General features: G+C 69.2%; 22 protein-coding genes. 9 read left to right on the top strand and 13 right to left on the bottom strand.

Annotation, left to right across the window (positions count from 1 at the left end):
• Window positions 1-2 precede the first annotated feature (2 nt).
• The 4 genes from prmC (at window position 3) to A7D27_RS21925 (ending at window position 3,001) form a co-directional block, all read left to right on the top strand.
• The gene (prmC, locus tag A7D27_RS21940) at window positions 3-833 is read left to right on the top strand and encodes a peptide chain release factor N(5)-glutamine methyltransferase (protein WP_069566082.1); all 831 of its coding nucleotides are present in this window, start codon (window positions 3-5) and stop codon (window positions 831-833) included.
• Window positions 827-1,582, top strand: coding sequence for a molybdopterin-synthase adenylyltransferase MoeB (locus A7D27_RS21935; protein ID WP_069566081.1), 756 nt, complete (start codon window positions 827-829; stop codon window positions 1,580-1,582). The genes prmC and A7D27_RS21935 overlap by 7 nt, the downstream gene beginning before the upstream one ends.
• A complete protein-coding gene (murI, locus tag A7D27_RS21930) occupies window positions 1,575-2,372 on the top strand; it encodes a glutamate racemase (RefSeq protein WP_069566080.1) in 798 nt (265 codons plus the stop codon). Before A7D27_RS21935 ends, murI begins: the two co-directional genes overlap by 8 nt.
• 113 nt (window positions 2,373-2,485) lie before the next feature.
• Complete coding sequence (locus A7D27_RS21925; RefSeq protein WP_069566079.1) at window positions 2,486-3,001, top strand: acyloxyacyl hydrolase; 516 nt, start codon at window positions 2,486-2,488, stop codon at window positions 2,999-3,001.
• A gap of 144 nt (window positions 3,002-3,145) precedes the next feature.
• On the opposite strand, the gene A7D27_RS21920 is transcribed toward A7D27_RS21925, so the two are convergent.
• The 10 genes from A7D27_RS21920 to A7D27_RS21875 all read right to left on the bottom strand — a co-directional run bounded on the left by A7D27_RS21920 (window position 3,146) and on the right by A7D27_RS21875 (window position 12,600).
• Window positions 3,146-3,664 (bottom strand): DUF2878 family protein, encoded by a 519-nt coding sequence (locus A7D27_RS21920; RefSeq protein ID WP_069566078.1) that lies wholly within the window; start codon window positions 3,662-3,664, stop codon window positions 3,146-3,148.
• On the bottom strand, window positions 3,657-4,925 hold the full coding sequence (locus tag A7D27_RS21915) for a cyclopropane-fatty-acyl-phospholipid synthase family protein (RefSeq protein ID WP_069566077.1): 1,269 nt from the start codon (window positions 4,923-4,925) through the stop codon (window positions 3,657-3,659). The genes A7D27_RS21920 and A7D27_RS21915 overlap by 8 nt, the downstream gene beginning before the upstream one ends.
• Window positions 4,912-5,712, bottom strand: a complete 801-nt coding sequence (locus A7D27_RS21910; RefSeq protein ID WP_069562633.1) for a DUF1365 domain-containing protein — start codon at window positions 5,710-5,712, stop codon at window positions 4,912-4,914. The genes A7D27_RS21915 and A7D27_RS21910 overlap by 14 nt, the downstream gene beginning before the upstream one ends.
• On the bottom strand, window positions 5,709-6,956 hold the full coding sequence (locus A7D27_RS21905; protein ID WP_069562634.1) for an NAD(P)/FAD-dependent oxidoreductase: 1,248 nt from the start codon (window positions 6,954-6,956) through the stop codon (window positions 5,709-5,711). The genes A7D27_RS21910 and A7D27_RS21905 overlap by 4 nt, the downstream gene beginning before the upstream one ends.
• Entirely contained in the window at window positions 6,953-7,714 is a 762-nt protein-coding gene (locus tag A7D27_RS21900) for an SDR family oxidoreductase (RefSeq protein WP_069562635.1), read from the bottom strand. Before A7D27_RS21900 ends, A7D27_RS21905 begins: the two co-directional genes overlap by 4 nt.
• Window positions 7,711-8,136, bottom strand: a complete 426-nt coding sequence (locus A7D27_RS21895; protein WP_069562636.1) for a nuclear transport factor 2 family protein — start codon at window positions 8,134-8,136, stop codon at window positions 7,711-7,713. Before A7D27_RS21895 ends, A7D27_RS21900 begins: the two co-directional genes overlap by 4 nt.
• Window positions 8,136-9,566 carry a deoxyribodipyrimidine photo-lyase gene (gene phrB / locus A7D27_RS21890; protein ID WP_069566076.1) on the bottom strand — a complete coding sequence of 477 codons (1,431 nt, stop codon included), beginning with the start codon at window positions 9,564-9,566 and terminating at the stop codon, window positions 8,136-8,138. The genes A7D27_RS21895 and phrB overlap by 1 nt, the downstream gene beginning before the upstream one ends.
• A gap of 7 nt (window positions 9,567-9,573) precedes the next feature.
• Window positions 9,574-10,509 carry a MerR family transcriptional regulator gene (locus A7D27_RS21885; protein WP_069566075.1) on the bottom strand — a complete coding sequence of 312 codons (936 nt, stop codon included), beginning with the start codon at window positions 10,507-10,509 and terminating at the stop codon, window positions 9,574-9,576.
• Between the two features lie 2 nt (window positions 10,510-10,511).
• Window positions 10,512-11,474, bottom strand: a complete 963-nt coding sequence (locus A7D27_RS21880; RefSeq protein ID WP_069562638.1) for a 2-thiouracil desulfurase family protein — start codon at window positions 11,472-11,474, stop codon at window positions 10,512-10,514.
• Window positions 11,475-11,616: 142 nt separating this feature from the next.
• Window positions 11,617-12,600 carry an NAD(P)/FAD-dependent oxidoreductase gene (locus tag A7D27_RS21875; protein WP_069562639.1) on the bottom strand — a complete coding sequence of 328 codons (984 nt, stop codon included), beginning with the start codon at window positions 12,598-12,600 and terminating at the stop codon, window positions 11,617-11,619.
• Between the two features lie 193 nt (window positions 12,601-12,793).
• On the opposite strand from A7D27_RS21875, the gene A7D27_RS21870 reads away from it, so the two are divergent.
• The 3 genes from A7D27_RS21870 to A7D27_RS21860 all read left to right on the top strand — a co-directional run bounded on the left by A7D27_RS21870 (window position 12,794) and on the right by A7D27_RS21860 (window position 16,215).
• Window positions 12,794-13,708, top strand: a complete 915-nt coding sequence (locus tag A7D27_RS21870) for a TIGR01777 family oxidoreductase (RefSeq protein ID WP_069562640.1) — start codon at window positions 12,794-12,796, stop codon at window positions 13,706-13,708.
• Window positions 13,705-14,730, top strand: a complete 1,026-nt coding sequence (hemH, locus tag A7D27_RS21865) for a ferrochelatase (protein WP_069562641.1) — start codon at window positions 13,705-13,707, stop codon at window positions 14,728-14,730. The genes A7D27_RS21870 and hemH overlap by 4 nt, the downstream gene beginning before the upstream one ends.
• Before the next feature lie 126 nt (window positions 14,731-14,856).
• Window positions 14,857-16,215, top strand: a complete 1,359-nt coding sequence (locus tag A7D27_RS21860; protein WP_069566074.1) for an MFS transporter — start codon at window positions 14,857-14,859, stop codon at window positions 16,213-16,215.
• A 115-nt stretch (window positions 16,216-16,330) separates the two neighbouring features.
• On the opposite strand, the gene A7D27_RS21855 is transcribed toward A7D27_RS21860, so the two are convergent.
• Window positions 16,331-17,608, bottom strand: coding sequence for a uracil-xanthine permease family protein (locus A7D27_RS21855; RefSeq protein WP_069566073.1), 1,278 nt, complete (start codon window positions 17,606-17,608; stop codon window positions 16,331-16,333).
• 3 nt (window positions 17,609-17,611) lie between these two features.
• The gene (gene upp / locus A7D27_RS21850; RefSeq protein WP_044407439.1) at window positions 17,612-18,250 is read right to left on the bottom strand and encodes a uracil phosphoribosyltransferase; all 639 of its coding nucleotides are present in this window, start codon (window positions 18,248-18,250) and stop codon (window positions 17,612-17,614) included.
• Between the two features lie 256 nt (window positions 18,251-18,506).
• Between upp and A7D27_RS21845 the strand changes: the two genes are divergently transcribed.
• The gene (locus tag A7D27_RS21845; protein ID WP_069562246.1) at window positions 18,507-19,064 is read left to right on the top strand and encodes a hypoxanthine-guanine phosphoribosyltransferase; all 558 of its coding nucleotides are present in this window, start codon (window positions 18,507-18,509) and stop codon (window positions 19,062-19,064) included.
• Between the two features lie 4 nt (window positions 19,065-19,068).
• Window positions 19,069-19,539 (top strand): WbuC family cupin fold metalloprotein, encoded by a 471-nt coding sequence (locus A7D27_RS21840; protein WP_069566072.1) that lies wholly within the window; start codon window positions 19,069-19,071, stop codon window positions 19,537-19,539.
• A 1-nt stretch (window position 19,540) separates the two neighbouring features.
• On the opposite strand, the gene A7D27_RS21835 is transcribed toward A7D27_RS21840, so the two are convergent.
• On the bottom strand, window positions 19,541-20,000 hold a 460-nt coding region (locus A7D27_RS21835; RefSeq protein WP_139134159.1), incomplete at its 5' end, for an STAS domain-containing protein.

Raw genomic sequence — 20,000 nt, 5'->3', positions numbered from 1 at the left:
CCGTGAGCATCATCGCCAGCCTGTTGAGCGACCCCCGTCTGCCGGACTCGCCCAGCCCCCGCCTGGACGCCGAACTGCTGCTCGCCGCCGCCCTCGGCAAGCCGCGCAGCTTCCTGCACACCTGGCCCGAACGGGTGGTCAGCGGCGAGGCAGCCGAGCGCTACGCCCGCTACCTCGAACGCCGCCGCCAGGGCGAGCCTGTGGCCTATATCCTCGGCCACCAGGGCTTCTGGAGCCTGGACCTGGAAGTCGCCCCGCACACCCTGATTCCCCGCCCCGACACCGAGCTGCTGGTGGAAACCGCCCTGGCCCTGGTCACGCTGCCCCAGGCCCGCGTGCTCGATCTCGGCACCGGCACCGGGGCCATCGCCCTGGCGTTGGCCTGTGAGCGCCAGGGCTGGCAGGTCACCGGCGTCGACCGCATCAGCGAGGCCGTGGCCCTGGCCGAGCGCAACCGCGAGCGCCTCGGGCTGGGCAATGCCGCCTTCCGCGAGAGCCACTGGTTCAGCGCCCTGGGCGCCGAGTGCTATGACCTGATCGTCAGCAACCCGCCCTACATCGCCGCCCAGGACCCGCACCTGGCCCAGGGCGACGTGCGCTTCGAGCCCAGCAGCGCGCTGGTGGCCGGTGCCGACGGGCTGGACGACATCCGCCTGATCGTCAGCCAGGCGCCCGCGCACCTGAATGCCGGAGGCTGGCTGCTGCTGGAACACGGCTATGACCAGGCCGCTGCCGTGCGCGAACTGCTCGCCCGCGAAGGCTTAGACGCCGTGGAAAGCCGTCGCGACCTGGGCGGCCACGAACGCATCAGCCTGGGCCGCCGGCCATGCTGAGCGACGAGGAACTGCTCCGCTACAGCCGGCAGATCCTCCTGCCACAGATCGACGTCGACGGGCAGCTCCGGCTCAAGCAAGGTCGCGTGCTCATCGTCGGTCTCGGTGGCCTGGGGTCCCCTGTCGCCCTCTACCTGGCCGCCGCCGGTGTCGGCGAGCTGCACCTGGCCGACTTCGACAGCGTCGACCTGACCAACCTGCAGCGCCAGGTGATCCACGACAGTGCCAGCGTCGGCGTGCTCAAGGTGGAGTCGGCCATGACCCGCCTGGCCGCACTCAACCCCGGCGTGCGCCTGGTGCCGATCACCCGCGCGCTCGACGCGGACAGCCTGGCGGCTGCCGTGGCCCAGGTGGACGTGGTGCTCGATTGCACCGACAACTTCGGCACCCGCGAGGCGGTCAACGCTGCCTGCGTGGCGGCTGGCAAGCCGCTGGTGTCCGGCGCCGCCATCCGCCTCGACGGCCAGCTCTCGGTGTTCGACCCGCGCCGCGACGACAGCCCCTGTTACCACTGCCTCTACGGCCACGGCAGCGAAGCCGAGCTGACCTGCAGCGAGGCCGGCGTGGTCGGCCCGCTGGTGGGCCTGGTGGGCAGCCTGCAGGCCCTGGAGGCGCTCAAGCTGCTGGCCGGTTTCGGCGAGCCGCTGGTGGGGCGCCTGCTGCTGGTGGATGCCCTGGGTACCCGCTTCCGCGAGCTGCGGGTCAAGCGCGACCCGGCCTGCAGCGTCTGTGGCGAGCGCCATGCCTGACCGCACGCCGATCGGGGTCTTCGACTCCGGCGTGGGCGGCCTCTCGGTGCTGCGCGAGATTCGCGCGCTGCTGCCGGCCGAATCCCTGCTCTACGTGGCCGACAGCGGCCACGTGCCCTATGGCGAGAAGAGCCCCGAGTTCATCCGCGAGCGCAGCCAGCGCATCGCCGACTTCCTCCTCGGACAGGGCGCCAAGGCCCTGGTCCTGGCCTGCAACACCGCCACCGCCGCAGCGGTGGCCGACCTGCGCGCGCGCCACCCGTACCTGCCCATCGTTGGCATGGAACCGGCGGTCAAGCCGGCGGCTCGTGCAACCCGCAGCGGCGTGGTGGGCGTGCTGGCCACCACCGGCACCCTCAGGAGTGCCAAGTTCGCTGCCTTGCTCGACCGCTTCGCCGGGGATGTGAAAGTGGTGACCCAGCCCTGCCCGGGGCTGGTGGAGCGCATCGAGGCCGGCGACCTGGGCGGGCCGGCGACTCGCGCGCTGTTGCAGGGCTACGTCCAGCCCCTGCTGGAAGCGGGCTGCGACACGCTGATCCTCGGTTGCACCCATTACCCCTTCCTGCGCCCGCTGCTGCGGGAGCTGGTGCCGGAGTCGGTGAGCCTGGTGGACACCGGCGCTGCGGTGGCGCGCCAGTTGCAGCGTCTGTTGCAGACCGGCAATGCCCTCGCCGAAGGCGAAGCAGCACCCTGCCGTTTCTGGAGTTCCGGGGATGCCAGCGCGTTGCAGGCGGTATTGCCGGTGTTGTGGGGAGAATGCGGCGAAGACGTGCAGCCGCTGCCGGTGTAAAAAACTCTGAACTCTCCGTTCGTCGCCTTTCTCTTAGAACCAGCCACTCTATAATTCGCTCAACTCCTAGCGTGGTCCCCCTCCTGATCAGCCTGAATAAGGAAGTTTCCATTATGAAGAAACTGTTTTCCCTGGCTGCCCTCGCAGCCCTGTGCGTGGCTCCAGTCCTGAACGCCCAGGCCGCCGACGTCTCCCTCGACATCGGCCAGACCGGTGACTCCACCATGGTCTACCGCCTGGGTACGCAGTTCGACTTCGGCACCCGCTGGTTGGAAAGCAGCGTCGGTCATCTCACCGGCTACTGGGATGCTGGCTACACCTACTGGGACGGCGACGACACCGCCAGCAACCACAGCGTTTCCTTCGCCCCGGTGTTCGTCTACGAATTCGCCGGCGAGAGCGTGAAACCCTATGTCGAGGCCGGCATCGGCGTGGCGCTGTTCTCCAGCACCGAGCTGGAGGACAACAAGCTGGGCTCCTCCTTCCAGTTCGAGGACCGCATCGGCGCGGGCCTGCGCTTCAACGGCCAGGAAGTCGGCGTGCGCGCCATCCACTACTCCAACGCGGGCATCAAGCAGCCCAACAATGGCGTAGAGGCCTACACCCTGCACTACCGCGTCGCCTTCTAAGAGCCCGTCCATCATCGGCTGCGCGCCTCTGGCTCGCGCCGCCATGAACGGTCAAGCCCCCGCTCCCCTATGGGGAGCGGGCGTTCTGTTTCTTCTTCGATTGATTTCCAGCGCCCACGAGCACTGGTCACCCCGTGTCGCGCCTCAGCGCGCGGGCGCCAGCCGGGCTGCCAGCGTGTGCAGCAGCGGGAACACCAGCGCCCAGATCGCCGCCAGCAGCGCCAGGCTCGTCACCTGACCCAGTGGCAGGCCCACGTCCGCCAGGCGCGCGCCGGCGTAGTAGGAGAGCGGCCCGCCGAGGGCGCCGAGCAGCGCCGACAGCCACAGCGGGCGTGCGCTCCAGGCCAGGCAGTGGCGCAGGGTGGTGGCCAGCAGGGCCCAGAGCAGGATCAGCCAGAGCGGCGCCCAGCGGCTCTCCCCGGCGAAATCGAACAGCCCCAGATTGAGCAGCAGGCTGTCCAGCGCCGCACCCAGCAGGGCGACGGCCGCCACCAGCGGCAGCTCCTGGCGCCAGTGGGCGACGAGGCTCAGGTGCAGCGCCAGCGCGCCCAGCGGTACCAGCAGCAGGAGCGGGTGCTGGCTGGCGAACACGCAGGCGAACCATCCGCCCTGGAAGGCCAGGGCGTTCAGCCCGTTCGCCAGCAGCGGCGGCAACTTACGCATCCAACTGGCCGAGCAGCGGGGCGTGGCGGGCGCCGGGCTTGGCCAGCAGCAACTGGGCAGTGCCGATGGCACGTTCCAGGAAGCCGCCTTCGCAGTAACACAGGTAGAACTCCCACAGCCGGTAGAAGTAGGCGTCGTAACCCAGGCCCTCCAGCTCGCTGCGGGCGCGGGCGAGGTTTTCGTGCCAGGCGCGCAGGGTGCGGGCGTAGTCGGTGCCGAAGTCTTCCATGTGCACCAGGTTCAGGTCGCTGGCCTCGGTGGCCACCTGCAGCATGCGGGTGACCGAGGGCAGGGCGCCGCCCGGGAAGATGTAGCGCTGGATGAAGTCCACGCTGCGCCTGGCCTGCTCGTAGCGCTGGTCGCGGATGGTGATGGCCTGCAGCAGCATCAGGCCGTCGTCCTTCAGCAGGCGCGCGCACTGGGCGAAGTAGGTGGGCAGGAAGCGGTGGCCCACGGCCTCGATCATCTCGATGGAGACCAGCTTGTCGAAGCGGCCCTCCAGGTCGCGGTAGTCCTTCAGCAACACCTCCACGCGGTCCTGCAGGCCCAGTTCGGCGATGCGCTTCTGGCAGTGGGCGTGCTGCTCGTGGGAGAGGGTCACGCTGGTGACCTTGCAGCCGAAGCGGGTGGCGGCGTGGATGGCCATGCCGCCCCAGCCGCTGCCGATCTCCAGCAGGTGGTCGTCGGGGGTCAGGCGCAGTTTCTGGCAGATGCGCTCCAGCTTGTTCAGCTGCGCGGCCTCCAGGGACTGCTCCGGGTGCTCGTACTGGGCCGCCGAGTACATCATCGTCGGGTCCAGCATGCGTTCGAACAGGTCGTTGCCCAGGTCGTAGTGGGCGGAGATGTTGCGCTGGGAGCCGGCGCGGGTGTTGCGGTTGAGCCAGTGCAGGCCGTGCAGCAGCGGACGGCCGAGCAGCGCCAGGCCGCCCTCCATGTCGTCCAGCACGTCGAGGTTGGCGACGAACACGCGGATCACCGCCGTCAGGTCCGGGGTGGTCCAGTAGCCGTGAACGTAGGCTTCGCCGGAGCCGATGGAGCCGTTGCTGGCCACCAGCGCCCAGGCTGCCGGATCAAGGACCTCGATGCGCGCCCGCAGGGTGGCGCGCGGGTCGCCGTAGACGTGCTCCTCGCCGTCTTCCAGCACGGTGAGCTGGCCGTGGCGCAGTTGCGCCAGGCGCGAGGTCACCAGCCGCCTCAGCAGGCCGCTGGCCAGGCCGTTGCCGCCGAACAGACCGGTCCGGGCGAGGCTAGGGTTTTTCATGGTCATGCTCCTGGGAAAGCGGGACGGCAACGCGGTAGGCGTCCGCCGCCACCTGATGGTTGAAGATGGGTGTGCGTTTGATCAGCAGGCGCAGGGCCTGCCAGTAGATGGCCAGGCCGGTCTTGGCGGTCATCCAGGGGAAGCGTGCGAGGTAGCCATGCAGGCTGCCCCGGTCCAGTGGTTCGCGGGTCAGGTCGAGGGTGGCGTCGAAGGCGCGTTGGCCCTCGCGCCAGTTTTCGATATGCACCCCCAGGCGCTGGCTCACCGGGGTGAAGGCCATCCGGTAGGTCATGTCGCGGGGCATGAAGGGCGAGACGTGGAACGCCTTGTCCACCTGGATGCGCTGGGCGCCGTCGCCCTGGGCCGGCACCACGTAGTGGTAGCGCTCGCGCCAGGGGGTGTTGGTCACCTCGCAGAGGATGGCCGCCAGGCGGCCGTCGGCGTGGTGGCAGTAGTAGAAGCTGGCCGGGTTGAAGGCCAGGCCCCAGCTGCGCACCTGGGTCAGCAGGCACACCGGGCCCTCCGGCCGCTCGCCGAGGGCTTCGGCCACCAATTGGCGGGCCGCCTCGGCCAGGGGCTGGCCGTTGGCGGTGTAGGCGCACAGGTAGTCCCGCTCGCGGAAGGAGAACGGCGCGAAGCGCCCGCTGCCGGCCAGGGGTGACAGGCCGAGCACCGCCTCGCGTTCGTCCAGGTCCAGGTACAGCAGACCGATGCGGTAGCGGAAGGCGTGGGCCCGCGGGCTGTGCCGGCGGTGCTGCACCCAGCCGCTGTAAAGGGCGCTGTTCACAGGTTTTCCCCGAATGCACGGGCCACGCGCAGGGCGCTGACCACGCCGTCCTCATGGAAACCGTTGGCCCAGTAGGCGCCACAGAAATGGCTGTGCTGCTGGCCACTGATTTCCGCCCAGCGAGCCTGAGCCTGCATGCCGGCCAGGCTGTACTGGGGATGAGCGTAGGTGAAGCGCGCGAGGATGCGTGCCGGGTCGATGGCGTCGGTCTGGTTGAGGCTGACGCAGAAGGTTTCCGGTGCCTCGATGCCTTGCAGGCGGTTCATGTCGTAGGTCACGGCTGCCGGCTGGTGGGCCGGGCCGCCGAGGCGGTAGTTCCAGCTCGCCCAGGCCAGCTTGCGGCGAGGCAGCAGGCGGGCGTCGGTGTGCAGCACCACCTCGTTGTCGGCGTAGGGCAGGGCGCCGAGGATCTCGCGCTCGGCCTGGCTCGGCTCGGCCAGCAGGCTCAGGGCCTGGTCGCTGTGGCAGGCGAACACCACCTGGTCGAAGCGTTCGGCGCCGGCGGCGCTGTGCACGGTCACCCCGTCGCCATCGCGCTCCACGCGGCTGACCGGGCAGGCCAGGCGGATGCGTTCGGCAAAGCTCTCTGTCAGGGGCGCCACGTAGCTGCGCGAGCCGCCGCTGATGACCCGCCACTGCGGGCGGTCGTTGACCGAGAGCAGCCCGTGGTTCTTGAAGAAGCGCACGAAGAAGGCCAGGGGGAAGGCCAGCATGTCTTCCAGTGAGGTGGACCAGATGGCCGCGCCCATGGGCACCAGGTAATGGTCGCGGAAGCGCTGGCCGTAGCCGCGCTCGCGCAGGTAGTCACCGAGGGTGGCGGTGGCGGGCACGCGGCCGCTGTCGAGGTCGGCCAGGGATTCGCGGTTGAAGCGCAGGATGTCCCGCAGCATGCCCAGGAACCCCGGGGAGAGCAGGTTGCTGCGCTGGGCGAACAGGCTGTTGAGGTTGTTGCCGTTGTATTCCAGGCCGCTGACCGGGTCGCACACGGAGAAGCTCATCTCGGTGGGCTGGTGGGCCACGCCGAGCTGCTCCATGAGGCGGATGAAGTTCGGGTAGGTCCAGTCGTTGAACACGATGAACCCGGTGTCCACTGCGTAGCTGCGCCCGTGCAGGGTGACGTCCACGGTGTGGGTGTGGCCGCCGATCCAGTCGCTGGCTTCGAACACCTGGATGTCGTGGCGGCGGTTCAGCAGGTAGGCCGTGGTGAGGCCGGCGATGCCGCTGCCGATGATGGCGATCTTCATGAAGGGGCTCCGTTGCGCGACAGGCGTTTGCCGATGGCCAGTCGCAGCCGCGCGGGCAAGCTCCCGAGCAGGCCGAGGGTGAGGATGAAGGGGCGCGGGAAAGCGATGTCCAGCGGGCGGCGTTCCAGGCGGTCGGCGATGTAGCGGGCGGCCCGCTCCACCGGCCAGCGCATGGGCATGGGGAAGTCGTTGCGCTGGGTCAGCGGGGTGTCGACGAAGCCGGGGCTGACCACGGTGACGTCGATGCCTTCGCTGGCCAGGTCCACCCGCAGCGATTGCAGCAGGTAGCGCAGGCCCGCCTTGGAGGCGCCATAGGCTTCGGCGCGGGGCAGTTCGAACAGGGTCACGGCGCTGGCCACGCCCACCAGATGGGGGGCGCGGCCGGCCCGCAGCAGCGGCAGGGCCGCCTCGATGCAGCGGGCGCTGCCCACCAGGTTGAGGTTGACCACCCGGGCCACCATGTCGGCGTCGAACTGGCGGGCGTCGAGGTATTCGCAGGTGCCGGCGTTGAGGATGGCGGTGTCCAGCGCGCCCCAGTGCGCCTTGATGTGCTCGCCGATGTCAGCGGCCACGCCGGGGGCGCCGAGGTCACCGGGCAAGGCCAGTACCTGGCCGGGATAGCGCTGCTCGAAGGCTTGCAGCGCGGCCAGCGAGCGCGCGGTGAGGGCCAGGTGGTGGCCCTGTTCCAGCAGGCACTCGGCCAGGGCGGCGCCGATGCCGCTGCTGGCACCGGTGAGCCAGATGCGTCGGATGTTCATGCCAATCTCCCTTTCAGCCAGTGGATGACCCGCCCCATCAGCGGCAGGTGTTCGTAGAGCAGTGCGCCTGCGTCGAAATAATCACGGTGGTGGTACACGCGGCCGTCGCGCCAGCGCAGGTGCGAGCAGCCCTCCACGGCGATCTCGCGGCCACCGGCCAGGCGTGGGTGGCGGTAGCGCATGGTCCAGCGCAGGTAGCCCTCGCCCTCTCCGACGCTGTCGTGGCCGTGGAACTGGAAGGCCAGGGCCTCGACGTTCTCGTACAGCTCGGCGAAGTAGCGGCGCAGTGCGGTCAGGCCCTCGATGCGGTGCAGCGGGTCCTGGAACACCACGTCGTCGCTGTAGAGCTGGCCCAGGCGGTCCAGGCTGTCGCGGCCGATGGCGGCGAAGTCCTCGGCGAAGCGCGGCAGGAAGGCGTCCATCAGCGGGGCTCCTTGGGCAGGTCGCGGAAGGCGGCGATGGCGCGGTCACGGCTGGCCGCCAGGTCCACCAGCGGGCGCGGGTAGCCCTGCACGCCGAACAGCCCGCCGAGGGCGGACGGGTCGTGCACGGCGTCGTCGTCCAGGCGGCCCAGCTCCGGCAGCCACTGGCGCAGGAAGCGCGCCTTGGGATCAAAGCGACGGGATTGGGTGACCGGGTTAAACACGCGGAAGTAGGGCACGGAGTCGGTGCCGGTGGAGGCGCTCCACTGCCAGCCGCCGTTGTTGGCGGCCAGGTCGCCGTCGACCAGATGGCGCATGAACCAGCGCTCGCCTTCGCGCCAGTCGATGAGCAGGTTCTTCGTCAGGTACATGGCGGTGATCATGCGCAGGCGGTTGTGCATCCAGCCGGTGGCGAGCAGTTGACGCATGGCGGCGTCGACGATGGGCACGCCGGTGCGGCCCTGCTGCCAGGCTTCCAGGTCGGCGGGGGCGTCGCGCCAGGGCAGCGCTTCGGTCTCCGGGCGGAAGGCGCGGAGCCGGCTGACGCGGGGATAGCCCACCAGGATGTGCTTGTAGAACTCGCGCCAGAGCAGTTCGTTTATCCAGGTCACGGCGCCTTCGCTGCCGCTGTCGAACTCGCCGCGGTTCTGCGTCAGGGCGGCGTGCAGGCACTGGCGGGGGGAGACCACGCCGGCCGCGAGGTAGGGCGAGAGCTGGCTGGTGCCGGGCTCGGCGGGCAGGTCGCGGCGGTCACGGTAGCCGTGCAGGTCATCCTCGGTGAAGGCCGCCAGGCGGGCCAGGGCTGCGCGTTCACCAGCGGGCCACAGGTCACGCAGGCTCTGCGGCGGGGTCGGGAAGCCGTCCACGGCTTCCGGCAGCGGGTCGCTGGTCACATTCAGCGGCGCCTGGGCGGCGGGCAGCGGCAGGCACGGAGGCAGGGCGCTGTGCAGGCGCTCGTAGCAGACCTTGCGGAACTGGCTGTAGACCTGGAAGTAGCCGCCGGTGCGGGTCAGTACGCTGCCGGGACGCAGCAGCAACTGGTCGAGGTGGCTGTGCAGGATGATGCCGTCGCGGGCCAGGCGGGCGCGCACGGCCTCGTCTCGGCGCTGCTCGTGGATGCCGTATTCCTCGTTGACCTGGACGCTGCCCACGGCCTGCTCGCGGCACAGTTGGGCGATGACCTCGGGCGCTTCGTCCCAATGGCCGATGTGGCGCACCAGCAGCGGCACGTTCAGGGCCTGCAGCTCGCGTCGCAGTTCGACGAGGTTGCGCAGCCAGAAGTCGACCTTGGCCGGTGCGTCATCGTGGGCCTGCCACTGGCCGGGGCTGACCAGGAACAGGGCGAGGGTCGGGCCGGCCTGGAGGGCGGCGGTCAGGGCGGTGTTGTCGTGGACCCGCAGGTCGCACCGGAACCAGATCAGTTGCTGCATGGGAACCTCAGGAGCCGACCAGCAGGCCGAGCCCGTACAGGGTGTTCAGGGCCGCGACCGGGTCGTCGGCCAGGTGGATGTCGGGGTGGTCGTGCTCCAGCGGTGCCAGCGCTTCGCGGTGGATGCGCACGGCGGCGCCGCTGAGCAGCACCGGGCAGGCGTGGCCCATCAGCAGTCGCGGCAACTGCCCGTTCAATGCGTGGTCGGCGTGGAAGGCCAGGGCGCGGGGCTCCATGCGGGCCAGGGCCAGCGGCAGCTCGGCCACCGGCACCGGCCACTCCAGCACCTCCACCGGGCAGCCGGTGTTGCTCGCCAGCCAGGCGGTGAGCCAGAGGCCGGGGTTCATCGGCTGCTCGCAGGGGTTGATCAGCAGCAGCGGCGCGCCGCTGTTCTGGCGGTTGTTGTGGTGGATGCGGGTGCCCAGCTTGCTGCGCAGCCAGGCATTGAAGAAGACCCGCTCCAGCCGCGCGCCGTACTGGTCGCGCCAGCGGCTTTCCAGTTGGGTGAGCAGCGGTAGCAGCAGTTGCTGGCACAGGGTGTGGGGCGGGTAGAGCGACAGGGCCGCGTTGAAGCGCTCGTCCAGGCGCCGGTCGGCGAGGGCGTCGATGGCTTCCAGCAGCTTGGCGCGCTGTTCGTCCCACTGGGAGGTGATGTCGATGTCCGGGCTCTGGCCGCCGCGCAGCAGGGCCTTGACCTGGCTGACCGGCACGCCGCGGTCCAGCCAGGCGAGCACGGCGCGGATGCGCGCCAGGTGCCCGGCGTCGTAGAGGCGGTGGCCCTTGGCGGTGCGGTGGGGCAGCACCAGGCCGTAGCGCCGCTCCCAGGCGCGCAGGGTCACGGCGTTGACGCCGGTGAGCCGCGATACGTCGCGAATCGGCAGCAGGCCGCGTTCCAGGGCTGCCTGGCACTCGGCGTCGAGGGGGAGGTCGTCCTGTTCGTCCATGGTCAGATGGCGTTGCGCAGGCTGAGGTCTTCGGGATGCGGTTGCAGGTAGGCCTGCTGCGCGATGTAGGGGTGCGGGTGGCGGGCGAAGTGGTGCTTGAGCAGGGTCATGGGCACCACCAGCGGCACGATGCCGGCGCGGTACTTGTCGATCAGGGCCTGCATTTCGGCCTTCTCCTCGCGGGACAGGGCGTCCTTCAGGTAACCCGACAGGTGCTGCAGGACGTTGCTGTGGGTGCCTCGGGTGGCGCAGCGGCTGAGGCCCTTCATCAGCTCGCTGAAGTAGCGCGGCGCCAGTTCCTCGGGGTGGTGTTCGCCGATGCCGCCGAGCATCCGCCCCAGGGCGCGGTAGCGCGCGGGGTCGCTGGCCATCAACTGGTATTTGTAGCGGGCGTGGAATGCGAGGATGCCGCGCCGGGTCAGCCCCTCGGCCTGCAGAGCGCGCCATTCGGCGTGGGCGTAGACGCGGGTGAGGAAGTTTTCCCGCAGCACCGGGTCGCACAGGCGGCCTTCTTCCTCCACCGGCAGGTCGGGGCGGGCGGCGCAGAAGGTCTCGGCGAACAGGCCGCGCCCGCCGCCTTCGGCGGGGTAGCCGTTGTCCTGGTAGACCTTGACCCGGTAGAGGCCGCAGGAGGGCGACTTCTGCATGAAGATGAAGCCGTCCAGGTCGTCCAGGCGCTCGGCGGTCTGCCGGCCGTAGTCGCGCAGGGCGTCGCTGACGTCACGCTCGTCGCGGCTGCCGACGGCGCGCGGGGCGGCGGGGTCGCCCACCAGGCGCAGGGTCGGGCGCGGCGTGCCGAGGCCGATGCCGACCTCCGGGCAGACGCGGACGAATTCCAGGTGGCGGGCGAGGAACTGGCTGCACAGGCGGGATTCCTTGTGCCCGCCATTGAAGCGGACTTCCTCGCCCATCAGGCAGGCGCTGATGCCGATCTTGGGGGGCTGGGCAGTGGGGGCGCTGGACATGCGGTGCCTCGGATGAACTTGTACAGGTTCTAGGGTTTGTACAACCTGTGTTCATCATAGGCGTGCCGTTGTACAAATCAATAGCCTTGTACAACTTTTCCGGCGACCTGTCCGGGGTCGCCGGTGGGACGGTGCGCGACCGTCAGAGGTGTTCGAGCAGGCGGCGGGCGGCGTCCTGTCCGCTCAGCCAGGCACCTTCCACGCGGCCGGAGCTGCACCAGTCGCCGCAGGCGTAGAGCCCCAGGTCGGCATCGGCCAGGGCGCCCCATTCGTGGGCCTGGGTCGGGCGTGCGTAGAGCCAGCGGTGGGCCAGGGTGAAGGCTGGCGGCGGCACGGCACAGCCGATCAGCTCGGCGAAGGCGCCGTAGAGCTGCTCGATCACCGCTTCCTTGGGCAGGTCCAGGTGCTGGCGGCTCCAGGCGCTGGTGGCATGCAGCACCCAGGTGTCCTGGCTGTTGTCGCGGCCGGGCTTGGTGCGGTTGCGCGCCACCCAGTCGAGCCCGCTGCCTTGCACGAAGCAGCCTTCGACGGGCGTCTCCAGGGGCTTTTCGAAGGCCAGGGCCACGGCCCAGGTGGGCTCCATGGCCACGCTGGCGGCGACCCCGGCGAGCTTGGGGGCGGCGGCCAGCAGGGTAGTGGCCTGGGGCGCGGGGGTGGCGATGATGACGTGGCTGAAGGGGCCGTGGCTCTGGCCCTCGGCATCCAGCAGGCTCCAGTGCTGCTCGCCGCGGAACACCTCGGTGATGCGGCAACTGAAGTTCACCGGCAGCGCGCCCATCAGGGCCCGGGTGATGGCGCTCATGCGCGGGGTGCCGACCCAGCGCACCTGCTCGTCCGGGGAGGGCGAGAGGGTGCCGTTGCGGAAGTTGTAGAGGGTGGGCGTCCACTCGGCGACCCAGCCGCGTTCGCGCCATTGCTGGACGACTTCGTTGAAGCGGCGGTCGCGGGCGGTGAAGTACTGCGCGCCCAGGTCCAGGGAGCCGGCGTCGCTGCGCTTGCTGGCCATGCGTCCGCCACTGCCGCGGCTCTTGTCGAAGAGCTGTACGGCATGCCCGGCGGCGCTCAGCGCCTGGGCGGCGGAGAGGCCTGCGAGGCCGGTCCCGATGATTGCGATGGGTGTGTTCATGGTCTACCTCGATACCTTATGCGTGACTGCAGGTCGGGCTGACAAACCTGTACAGATTGCTTGAATTGTACAGGGATGATCGGTTCCAATCGCGATGCCTTCAAGGGGTGTGACCGTGATGGAGCCAACCTGTGCCCCGTCATGATTCAGACTAGGGCGATATTTCCAGTTGGTGCCATGCGAGGAGGATGCCATGCACATATTGCTGACCGGCGGTACTGGGTTGATCGGAAGCGCCCTGTGCCGGCGCTGGGTTGCCGAAGGCCACCAACTGACGGTGCTGAGCCGCCGGCCCCAGGATGTACCGCGCCTGTGCACCGCTTCGGTGCGTGGTATCGCCCGGCTGGAAGACTATGGAGACGGCCCGCTGGACGCGGTGGTGAACCTCGCCGGCCAACCCGTTGCCGACCGCCCCTGGACCCGTGCCCGCAAGGCCAGCCTGCTGGCCAGCCGCGTGGCGCTGACCGAGCGCCTGGTGGCCTGGCTGGGTACCCGCAGCCAGCGCCCGGCGCTGCTGCTCAACGGCTCGGCGGTGGGCTGGTACGGCGACGGCGGCGAGCGCGAGCTGCGTGAGGACGCGCCACCCGGACAAGGCGATTTCGCCAGCGAGCTGTGCCAGGCCTGGGAAGATGCCGCCCGTGACGCCGAGGCTCTGGGCATCCGCGTGGTGCTGCTGCGCATCGGCCTGGTGATGTCGCCCCGTGGCGGCTTTTTGTCGCGCCTGCTGCCGCAATTCCGCTTCGGCCTCGGCGGCACCATGGGCAGCGGACGCCAGTGGTGGCCGTGGATTCATTTGGAAGATCAAATCGCCGCGATGGATTTTCTTTTGCGGCTGGACGGCGCGAGCGGTCCCTATAATGCGTGCGCGCCGCAGCCGGCCCGCAACGCCGACTTCGCCCGCAGCCTGGGCCGTGCCCTCGGGCGGCCGGTCTGGCTGCCGACGCCGGCCGCGGTGCTGCGGCTTCTGCTGGGGGAGATGTCGATCCTGATGATCGGCGGCCAGCGGGCCCTGCCCAGCCGACTGCTGGAGGCCGGCTTCACCTTTCGTTTCAACGACCTCGACCAGGCGCTGGCTGACCTGGTCGGGACCAAGAAGGATGTTCCATGACCGATCACGCGCTGCTGCTGGTGAACCTGGGTTCGCCGTCCTCCACCTCGGTGGAGGACGTGCGCCGCTACCTCAACCAGTTCCTCATGGACCCCTACGTCATCGACCTGCCCTGGCCGCTGCGCCGCCTGCTGGTGTCGCTGATCCTGATCAAGCGGCCGGCGCAGTCGGCCCATGCCTACGCCTCCATCTGGTGGCCCGAGGGCTCGCCGCTGGTGACCCTCAGCCGCCGTCTGCAAGAGGCCACCCGGCCGTTCTGGCCCCACGGGCCGGTGGCCCTGGCGATGCGCTACGGCGAGCCCTCCATCGAGAACACCCTGCAGGAACTGGTGCGCCAGGGTGTCAAGCGCGTGACGCTGGCGCCGCTGTACCCGCAGTTCGCCGACAGCACCACCACCACCGTCGAACAGGAGACGCGCCGGGTCATCGCGGCCTACGGGCTCAAGCTCCAGGTGCAGGTGCTCGACCCCTTCTACGATCAGCCCGAGTACCTCGACGCCCTGGTGGCCAGCGCCCGCCCGCACCTGGAGCAGGGCTTCGACCACCTGCTGATGAGCTACCACGGGCTGCCCGAGCGTCACCTGCACAAGGCCGATACCAGCGGCAGCCACTGCCTGAAGGGCGCGGACTGCTGCCAGCGCGCCGAGGGCCAGGTACTCGCCCGCTGCTACCGCGCCCAGTGCTACCGCACCAGCGAAGGCTTCGCCGCACGCATGGGGCTGCAGCCGGGGCAGTGGTCGGTGTCCTTCCAGTCGCGCCTGGGGCGCGCCAAGTGGATCGAGCCCTACACCGAAAGCCGCCTCGACGAACTGGCGGCCCAGGGGGTGAAGAAATTGCTGGTGATGTGCCCGGCCTTCGTCGCCGACTGCATCGAGACCCTGGAAGAGATCGGCGACCGCGGGCGCGAGCAGTTCATCGCCGCCGGCGGCGAAGACCTGGTGCTGGTGCCCTGCATGAACGACCACCCGCAATGGGCACAGGCCCTGGCCAGCCTTTCCGACAAGGCCCAGCGCCTGCTCTGAGCATCAGCCCGGGGGCAGCCCGGGCATTCGCCTGGCCTATAAGGCCGCTGCCCCACCCCGCCTGCACCTAAGCTGGGCGCTCCTTCAACCCGTCGTGCGCCGCACCGGCGGCGCCGAGGAGAGCCCATGCAGAACAACAACAACGGCTATCCCTCGGGCCTGCGAGCCTGGAGCACCGTCGCCATCCTGATGGTGGCGTACGTGCTGTCGTTCATCGACCGGCAGATCCTCAACCTGCTGGTGGGCCCCATCCGCCGCGATCTGGTCATCAGCGACACGCAGATGAGCCTGCTGATGGGGCTGTCCTTCGCGCTGTTCTACACCGTCTGCGGCATCCCCCTCGGGCGCCTGGCCGATACCCGCAGCCGCCGCGGGCTGATCGCCATCGGCGTGCTGTTCTGGAGCGTCGCCACCGCCGCCTGCGGGCTGGCCAGGCTCTACTGGCAGTTCCTGGTCTGCCGCATTGGCGTGGGTGTCGGCGAGGCAGCCCTGTCGCCAGCGGCCTATTCGCTGATCGCCGACAGCTTCCCCCAGGAGCGCCGCGCCACTGCCATCAGCGTCTATTCCATGGGGGTCTACCTGGGTTCCGGCCTGGCCTTCCTGCTTGGCGGGCTGGTGATCAAGTTCGCCTCGGCGCAGGGCGACATGCACCTGCCGCTGCTCGGTGACGTGCGCCCCTGGCAACTGATCTTTCTCATCCTCGGCGGTGCCGGCGTGCTCTTCACCCTGCTGATGCTGGCGGTGTGCGAGCCGGCCCGGCGTGGCGTGGGGGCCGGTGTCGCGGTGCCCTTCGCGGAAGTGGGGCGCTACATCCGTGCCAACCGCCGCACCGTGCTCTGCCACAACTTCGGCTTCGCCGGCCTGGCGTTCGCCGGCTATGGCAGTGCGGCCTGGATTCCCACCTTCTTCATCCGCACCTACGGCTGGGATGCCGGCCACGTAGGGGTGGTCTACGGCAGCATCGTCGCGGTGTTCGGCTGCCTGGGCATCGTCTTCGGCGGCCGCCTGGCGGACCGCATGGCCAGGCGCGGTTGCTGCGATGCCAACATGCGCGTGGGGCTTTTCGCCGCGCTCGGCGCGCTGCCGCTGGTGCTGCTGTTCCCGCTGCTGGACAACGCCAACTGGGTGACCGCGCTGATGGCGCCGACCGTGTTCTTCCTCAGCATGCCCTTCGGCGTGGCGCCGGCAGCGATCCAGGAGATCATGCCCAACGCCATGCGCGGCCAGGCCTCGGCCATCTACCTGTTCGTCATCACCCTGATCGGCCTGGGCCTTGGCCCCACGGCAGTGGCGCTGGTCACGGACTTCGTCTTTGCCGACGACCAAGCCTTGCGCTATTCGCTGCTGATCGTCACTTCGCTGGCGGTGGCAAGCTCGGTGGTGCTGTTGTGGATGGGCCTCAAGCCGTATCGCGAGAGCGTCGAGCGCCTGAAGCAGTGGGTGGCGCCGAGCGTGGTGCCGGCGGCGAAGCTGGCGGATGCCTGATCCGGGGGAATGGTGGGCTGAAGCCCACCCTACGCGGTGTCGGTTGACCCGTGTGGCGTTGCACGAGCCACCAATAAAGAGCCCCGCGATCGCGGGGCTCTTTATTGGGGCGGGACTAGATGTCCGGCGCGTCGTCTGCGGCCTTGTGCTTCCAGGTCTGGTGACCGGGCAGGATCAGGTTCAGGGCGATGGCGACGATGGCGCACAGGGCGATGCCCTTGAGGCCGAAGTCGTCCTGGCCGGTACCGGTGCCCACCAGCATGCCGCCGATGCCGAACACCAGGGTGACGGAGACGATCACCAGGTTGCGCGCCTCGGCCAGGTCCACCTGGTGGCGGATCATGGTGTTCAGGCCCACGGCGGCGATGGAGCCGAACAGCAGGCAGAGGATGCCGCCCATGACCGGCACCGGGATGCTCTGCAGGATGGCGCCGAACTTGCCGATGAAGGCCAGGCCGATGGCGAACACCGCCGCCCAGGTCATGATCTTCGGGTTGTAGTTCTTGGTCAGCATCACCGCGCCGGTCACTTCCGCGTAGGTGGTGTTCGGTGGGCCGCCGAACAGGCCGGCAGCCGAGGTGGCCAGGCCGTCGCCCAGCAGGGTGCGGTGCAGGCCCGGGGTCTTCAGGTAGTTCTTGCCGGTCACGCTGCCCACGGCGATGACGCCGCCGATGTGCTCGATCGCCGGGGCCAGGGCCACCGGGACGATGAACAGGATGGCCTGCCAGTTGAACTCGGGGGCGACGAAGTTGGGCAGCTCCAGCCAGGGCGCCGCGGCGATCTTGGCGGTGTCCACCACGCCGAACCAGAAGGACAGAACGAAGCCCACCAGCACGCCGGCGATGATCGGCACCAGGCGGAAGATGCCCTTGCCGAAGACCGCGACGATCAGGGTGGTGAGCAGGGCCGGCATGGAGATCCACATGGCGGTCGCGTAGGGGATCAGTTCGGTGCCGTCACCGGCCTTGCCCATGGCCATGTTGGCGGCGATGGGGGCCATGGCCAGGCCGATGGAGATGATCACCGGACCGATCACCACTGGCGGCAGCAGGCGGTCGATGAAGCCGGTGCCTTTGATCTTCACCGCCAGGCCGAGGAAGGTGTAGACGAAGCCCGCCGCCACCACGCCGCCCATGGTCGCGGCCAGGCCGAACTGGCCCTTGGCGAGGATGATGGGGGTGATGAAGGCGAAGCTCGATGCCAGGAACACCGGCACCTGGCGCCCGGTCACCAGTTGGAACAGCAGGGTGCCCATGCCGGCGGTGAACAGCGCGACGTTCGGGTCCAGGCCGGTGATCAGCGGCATCAGCACCAGGGCGCCGAAGGCCACGAAGAGCATCTGCGCACCGGACAGCACCTGGCGCCAGAGCGGATCGTTGTACTCATCGCTCATGGATCAGGTGTCCTTCTGCTTGGTGCCGAAGATCTTGTCACCGGCATCGCCCAGGCCCGGGATGATGTAGCCGTGCTCGTTGAGCTTCTGGTCGATGGAGGCGGTGTAGATCATCACGTCCGGGTGGGCATCGTTGACCACCTTGATGCCTTCCGGTGCGGCCACCAGCACCATCGCGCGGATTTCCTTGCAGCCGGCACGCTTGAGCAGGTCGATGGTGGCGACCATGGAGCCGCCGGTGGCCAGCATCGGGTCGATGATCAGTGCCAGGCGTTCGTTGATCTCCGGCGCCAGCTTCTCCAGGTAGGTGTGGGCTTCGAGGGTTTCCTCGTTGCGCGCCACGCCCACGGCGCTGACCTTGGCCCCCGGTACCAGGCTGAGCACGCCGTCCAGCATGCCGATGCCGGCGCGCAGGATGGGCACCACGGTGATCTTCTTGCCGGCGATCTTCTCCACCTGCACCGGGCCGGCCCAGCCCTGGATCTCGTAGTTCTCCAGCGGCAGGTCGTTGGTGGCTTCGTAGGTGAGCAGGGCGCCGATTTCCTGGGCCAGTTCGCGGAAGTTCTTGGTGCTGATGTCGGCGCGGCGCATGAGGCCGATCTTGTGGCGGATCAGCGGGTGGCGGATCTCTCGAATGGGCATGTGGAATCACTCCGGCGGGCTGGCAAAAAAATCGCGATAGATTAAAGCATTGCCCGTGCCATGTCGTGAGATGACTCATGGGTCACAGGGCCGCGGGCTTCCCCTGTGGGCGCGCTTGGCGCAACATCGCTCACTCGTCCGGCAGGGCTTGCCGGGAGGAGGGCGGATGAGTAACGTTGCGCCCTTTTTTTATTGACGCCCCGGACAGCTTCCGTCGGAAGCGGGGCCCGACCAGCCGACCTGAGGAACCCTCGCCATGCCCGTCGATCTCGCCCACATCCGCCAGGTAATGGCCGAAGCCGATTGCCTGTTCACCGATGCCCAAGTCGAGGCCGCCATCGACCAGGTCGCCGCCGCGATCAACGTCGACCTGGCCGAACGCAACCCGGTGGTGTTCTGCGTGATGAACGGCGGCCTGATCTTCGCCGGCAAGCTGCTGCCCAAGCTCGCCTTCCCCCTGGAGCTGTCCTACCTGCACGCCTCCCGCTACCGCAACGAAACCAGCGGCGGCGAACTGTTCTGGAAGGCCAAGCCGGAGATCTCCTTCATCGACCGCGACGTGCTGATCATCGACGACATCCTCGACGAGGGGCACACCCTCGCCGCCATCATCGACTTCTGCAAACACGCCGGTGCTGCGCGCGTACACACCGCCGTGCTGATGGACAAGACCCACGACCGCAAGGCCCGCCCGGATCTGAAGGCCGATTACAAGGGCCTGGACTGCGAAGACCGCTACATCTTCGGCTACGGCATGGACTACAAGGGCTACTGGCGCAACGCCGCCGGCATCTTCGCCGTCAAGGGCCTGTGAGCCCATGGCCGCGCGCTTCCTCGACCAGGCGCTGTTCGATGGCCTGGCCGCAGGCGCCGCGGCCAGCCCGCGCCTGCGCCAGCACCACAACCTGCACGCCATGGAGGAGCCTTGCCACCGCCTGGCGGTGGGCCTCCAGCCCGGCACCTACATCGCCCCCCATCGCCACCTCTGTGCCGACAAGGCCGAGACCTTGCTCGTGCTGCGCGGTCGCCTGGGGCTGATGCTGTTCGCCGACGACGGCGCGCTGCAGGAGACCCGCCTGCTGGAGGCCGGTGGTGAATGCGTCGGTGTCGACCTGCCGCCCGGGCAGTTCCACGCGCTGGTGGTGCTGGAGCCGGACAGCCTGCTGTTCGAATGCAAGGCCGGCCCCTACCGCGCGCTGGCGGAAGGCGAGTTCGCCCCCTGGGCGCCCCGGGAAGGGGAGCCGGGTGTCGCGGACTACCTGGCCTGGATGCGCGCGCAGTTCGCCTGATTCACCCCGCTGGCTCGCCGAGCCAGCGCAGCGCCTTGGCCCGCGCCTGTTCCAGGGTCTGCACATAGGCCAGGCGGCCGTCCTCGCGGCGGATGCCGGCGCGGCGCAGCTTGAGGCGCACACGCGGCGTGGTGCCCACCAGCACCAGGCCGATGCCCTGCCGGCGGTAGTCCTCTAGCAGGCTTTCGAGGGCCGCCAGGGCCGTCATGTCCAGTAGCGGCACCGCGCTGATCTCCACCACCACCACACGCACCTGCGGGTTGAGCATGCGCAGCACGCTCAGCGCCTTGTCGGCCGCGCCGAAGAACAGCGGACCGCTGATCACGTAGGGCACCACGCTGGCCGGCAGTTCCCCCAGCGCGCGCTGGGCATGGCCGGGCATGGGCTGGGTGTCGGTCAGCTCGCTCATGCGCTTGATGAACAGGCCCGCCGCCAGCAGCAGGCCGACACCCACCGCCAGC

It is taken from the genome of Pseudomonas sp. 1D4 (genome assembly GCF_001728925.1).
Taxonomy (GTDB): Bacteria; Pseudomonadota; Gammaproteobacteria; order Pseudomonadales; family Pseudomonadaceae; genus Metapseudomonas; species Metapseudomonas otitidis.
The sequence above is the reverse complement of the archived record's forward strand: the minus strand, read 5'-3'. Positions and strand labels throughout refer to the sequence as shown.

What these genes read in the sequence shown, in the direction of transcription:
- phrB (WP_069566076.1), bottom strand. Translation starts at nt 9,566, where the DNA reads ATGCAGCAACTGATCTGGTTCCGGTGCGACCTGCGGGTCCACGACAAC.
- A7D27_RS21875 (WP_069562639.1), bottom strand. Translation starts at nt 12,600, where the DNA reads ATGAACACACCCATCGCAATCATCGGGACCGGCCTCGCAGGCCTCTCC.
- A7D27_RS21845 (WP_069562246.1), top strand. Translation starts at nt 18,507, where the DNA reads ATGCCCGTCGATCTCGCCCACATCCGCCAGGTAATGGCCGAAGCCGAT.
- murI (WP_069566080.1), top strand. Translation starts at nt 1,575, where the DNA reads ATGCCTGACCGCACGCCGATCGGGGTCTTCGACTCCGGCGTGGGCGGC.
- A7D27_RS21840 (WP_069566072.1), top strand. Translation starts at nt 19,069, where the DNA reads ATGGCCGCGCGCTTCCTCGACCAGGCGCTGTTCGATGGCCTGGCCGCA.
- A7D27_RS21880 (WP_069562638.1), bottom strand. Translation starts at nt 11,474, where the DNA reads ATGTCCAGCGCCCCCACTGCCCAGCCCCCCAAGATCGGCATCAGCGCC.
- A7D27_RS21885 (WP_069566075.1), bottom strand. Translation starts at nt 10,509, where the DNA reads ATGGACGAACAGGACGACCTCCCCCTCGACGCCGAGTGCCAGGCAGCC.
- A7D27_RS21915 (WP_069566077.1), bottom strand. Translation starts at nt 4,925, where the DNA reads ATGAAAAACCCTAGCCTCGCCCGGACCGGTCTGTTCGGCGGCAACGGC.
- A7D27_RS21905 (WP_069562634.1), bottom strand. Translation starts at nt 6,956, where the DNA reads ATGAAGATCGCCATCATCGGCAGCGGCATCGCCGGCCTCACCACGGCC.
- hemH (WP_069562641.1), top strand. Translation starts at nt 13,705, where the DNA reads ATGACCGATCACGCGCTGCTGCTGGTGAACCTGGGTTCGCCGTCCTCC.
- A7D27_RS21860 (WP_069566074.1), top strand. Translation starts at nt 14,857, where the DNA reads ATGCAGAACAACAACAACGGCTATCCCTCGGGCCTGCGAGCCTGGAGC.
- upp (WP_044407439.1), bottom strand. Translation starts at nt 18,250, where the DNA reads ATGCCCATTCGAGAGATCCGCCACCCGCTGATCCGCCACAAGATCGGC.
- A7D27_RS21935 (WP_069566081.1), top strand. Translation starts at nt 827, where the DNA reads ATGCTGAGCGACGAGGAACTGCTCCGCTACAGCCGGCAGATCCTCCTG.
- A7D27_RS21920 (WP_069566078.1), bottom strand. Translation starts at nt 3,664, where the DNA reads ATGCGTAAGTTGCCGCCGCTGCTGGCGAACGGGCTGAACGCCCTGGCC.
- A7D27_RS21870 (WP_069562640.1), top strand. Translation starts at nt 12,794, where the DNA reads ATGCACATATTGCTGACCGGCGGTACTGGGTTGATCGGAAGCGCCCTG.
- A7D27_RS21925 (WP_069566079.1), top strand. Translation starts at nt 2,486, where the DNA reads ATGAAGAAACTGTTTTCCCTGGCTGCCCTCGCAGCCCTGTGCGTGGCT.
- A7D27_RS21855 (WP_069566073.1), bottom strand. Translation starts at nt 17,608, where the DNA reads ATGAGCGATGAGTACAACGATCCGCTCTGGCGCCAGGTGCTGTCCGGT.
- A7D27_RS21895 (WP_069562636.1), bottom strand. Translation starts at nt 8,136, where the DNA reads ATGGACGCCTTCCTGCCGCGCTTCGCCGAGGACTTCGCCGCCATCGGC.
- A7D27_RS21900 (WP_069562635.1), bottom strand. Translation starts at nt 7,714, where the DNA reads ATGAACATCCGACGCATCTGGCTCACCGGTGCCAGCAGCGGCATCGGC.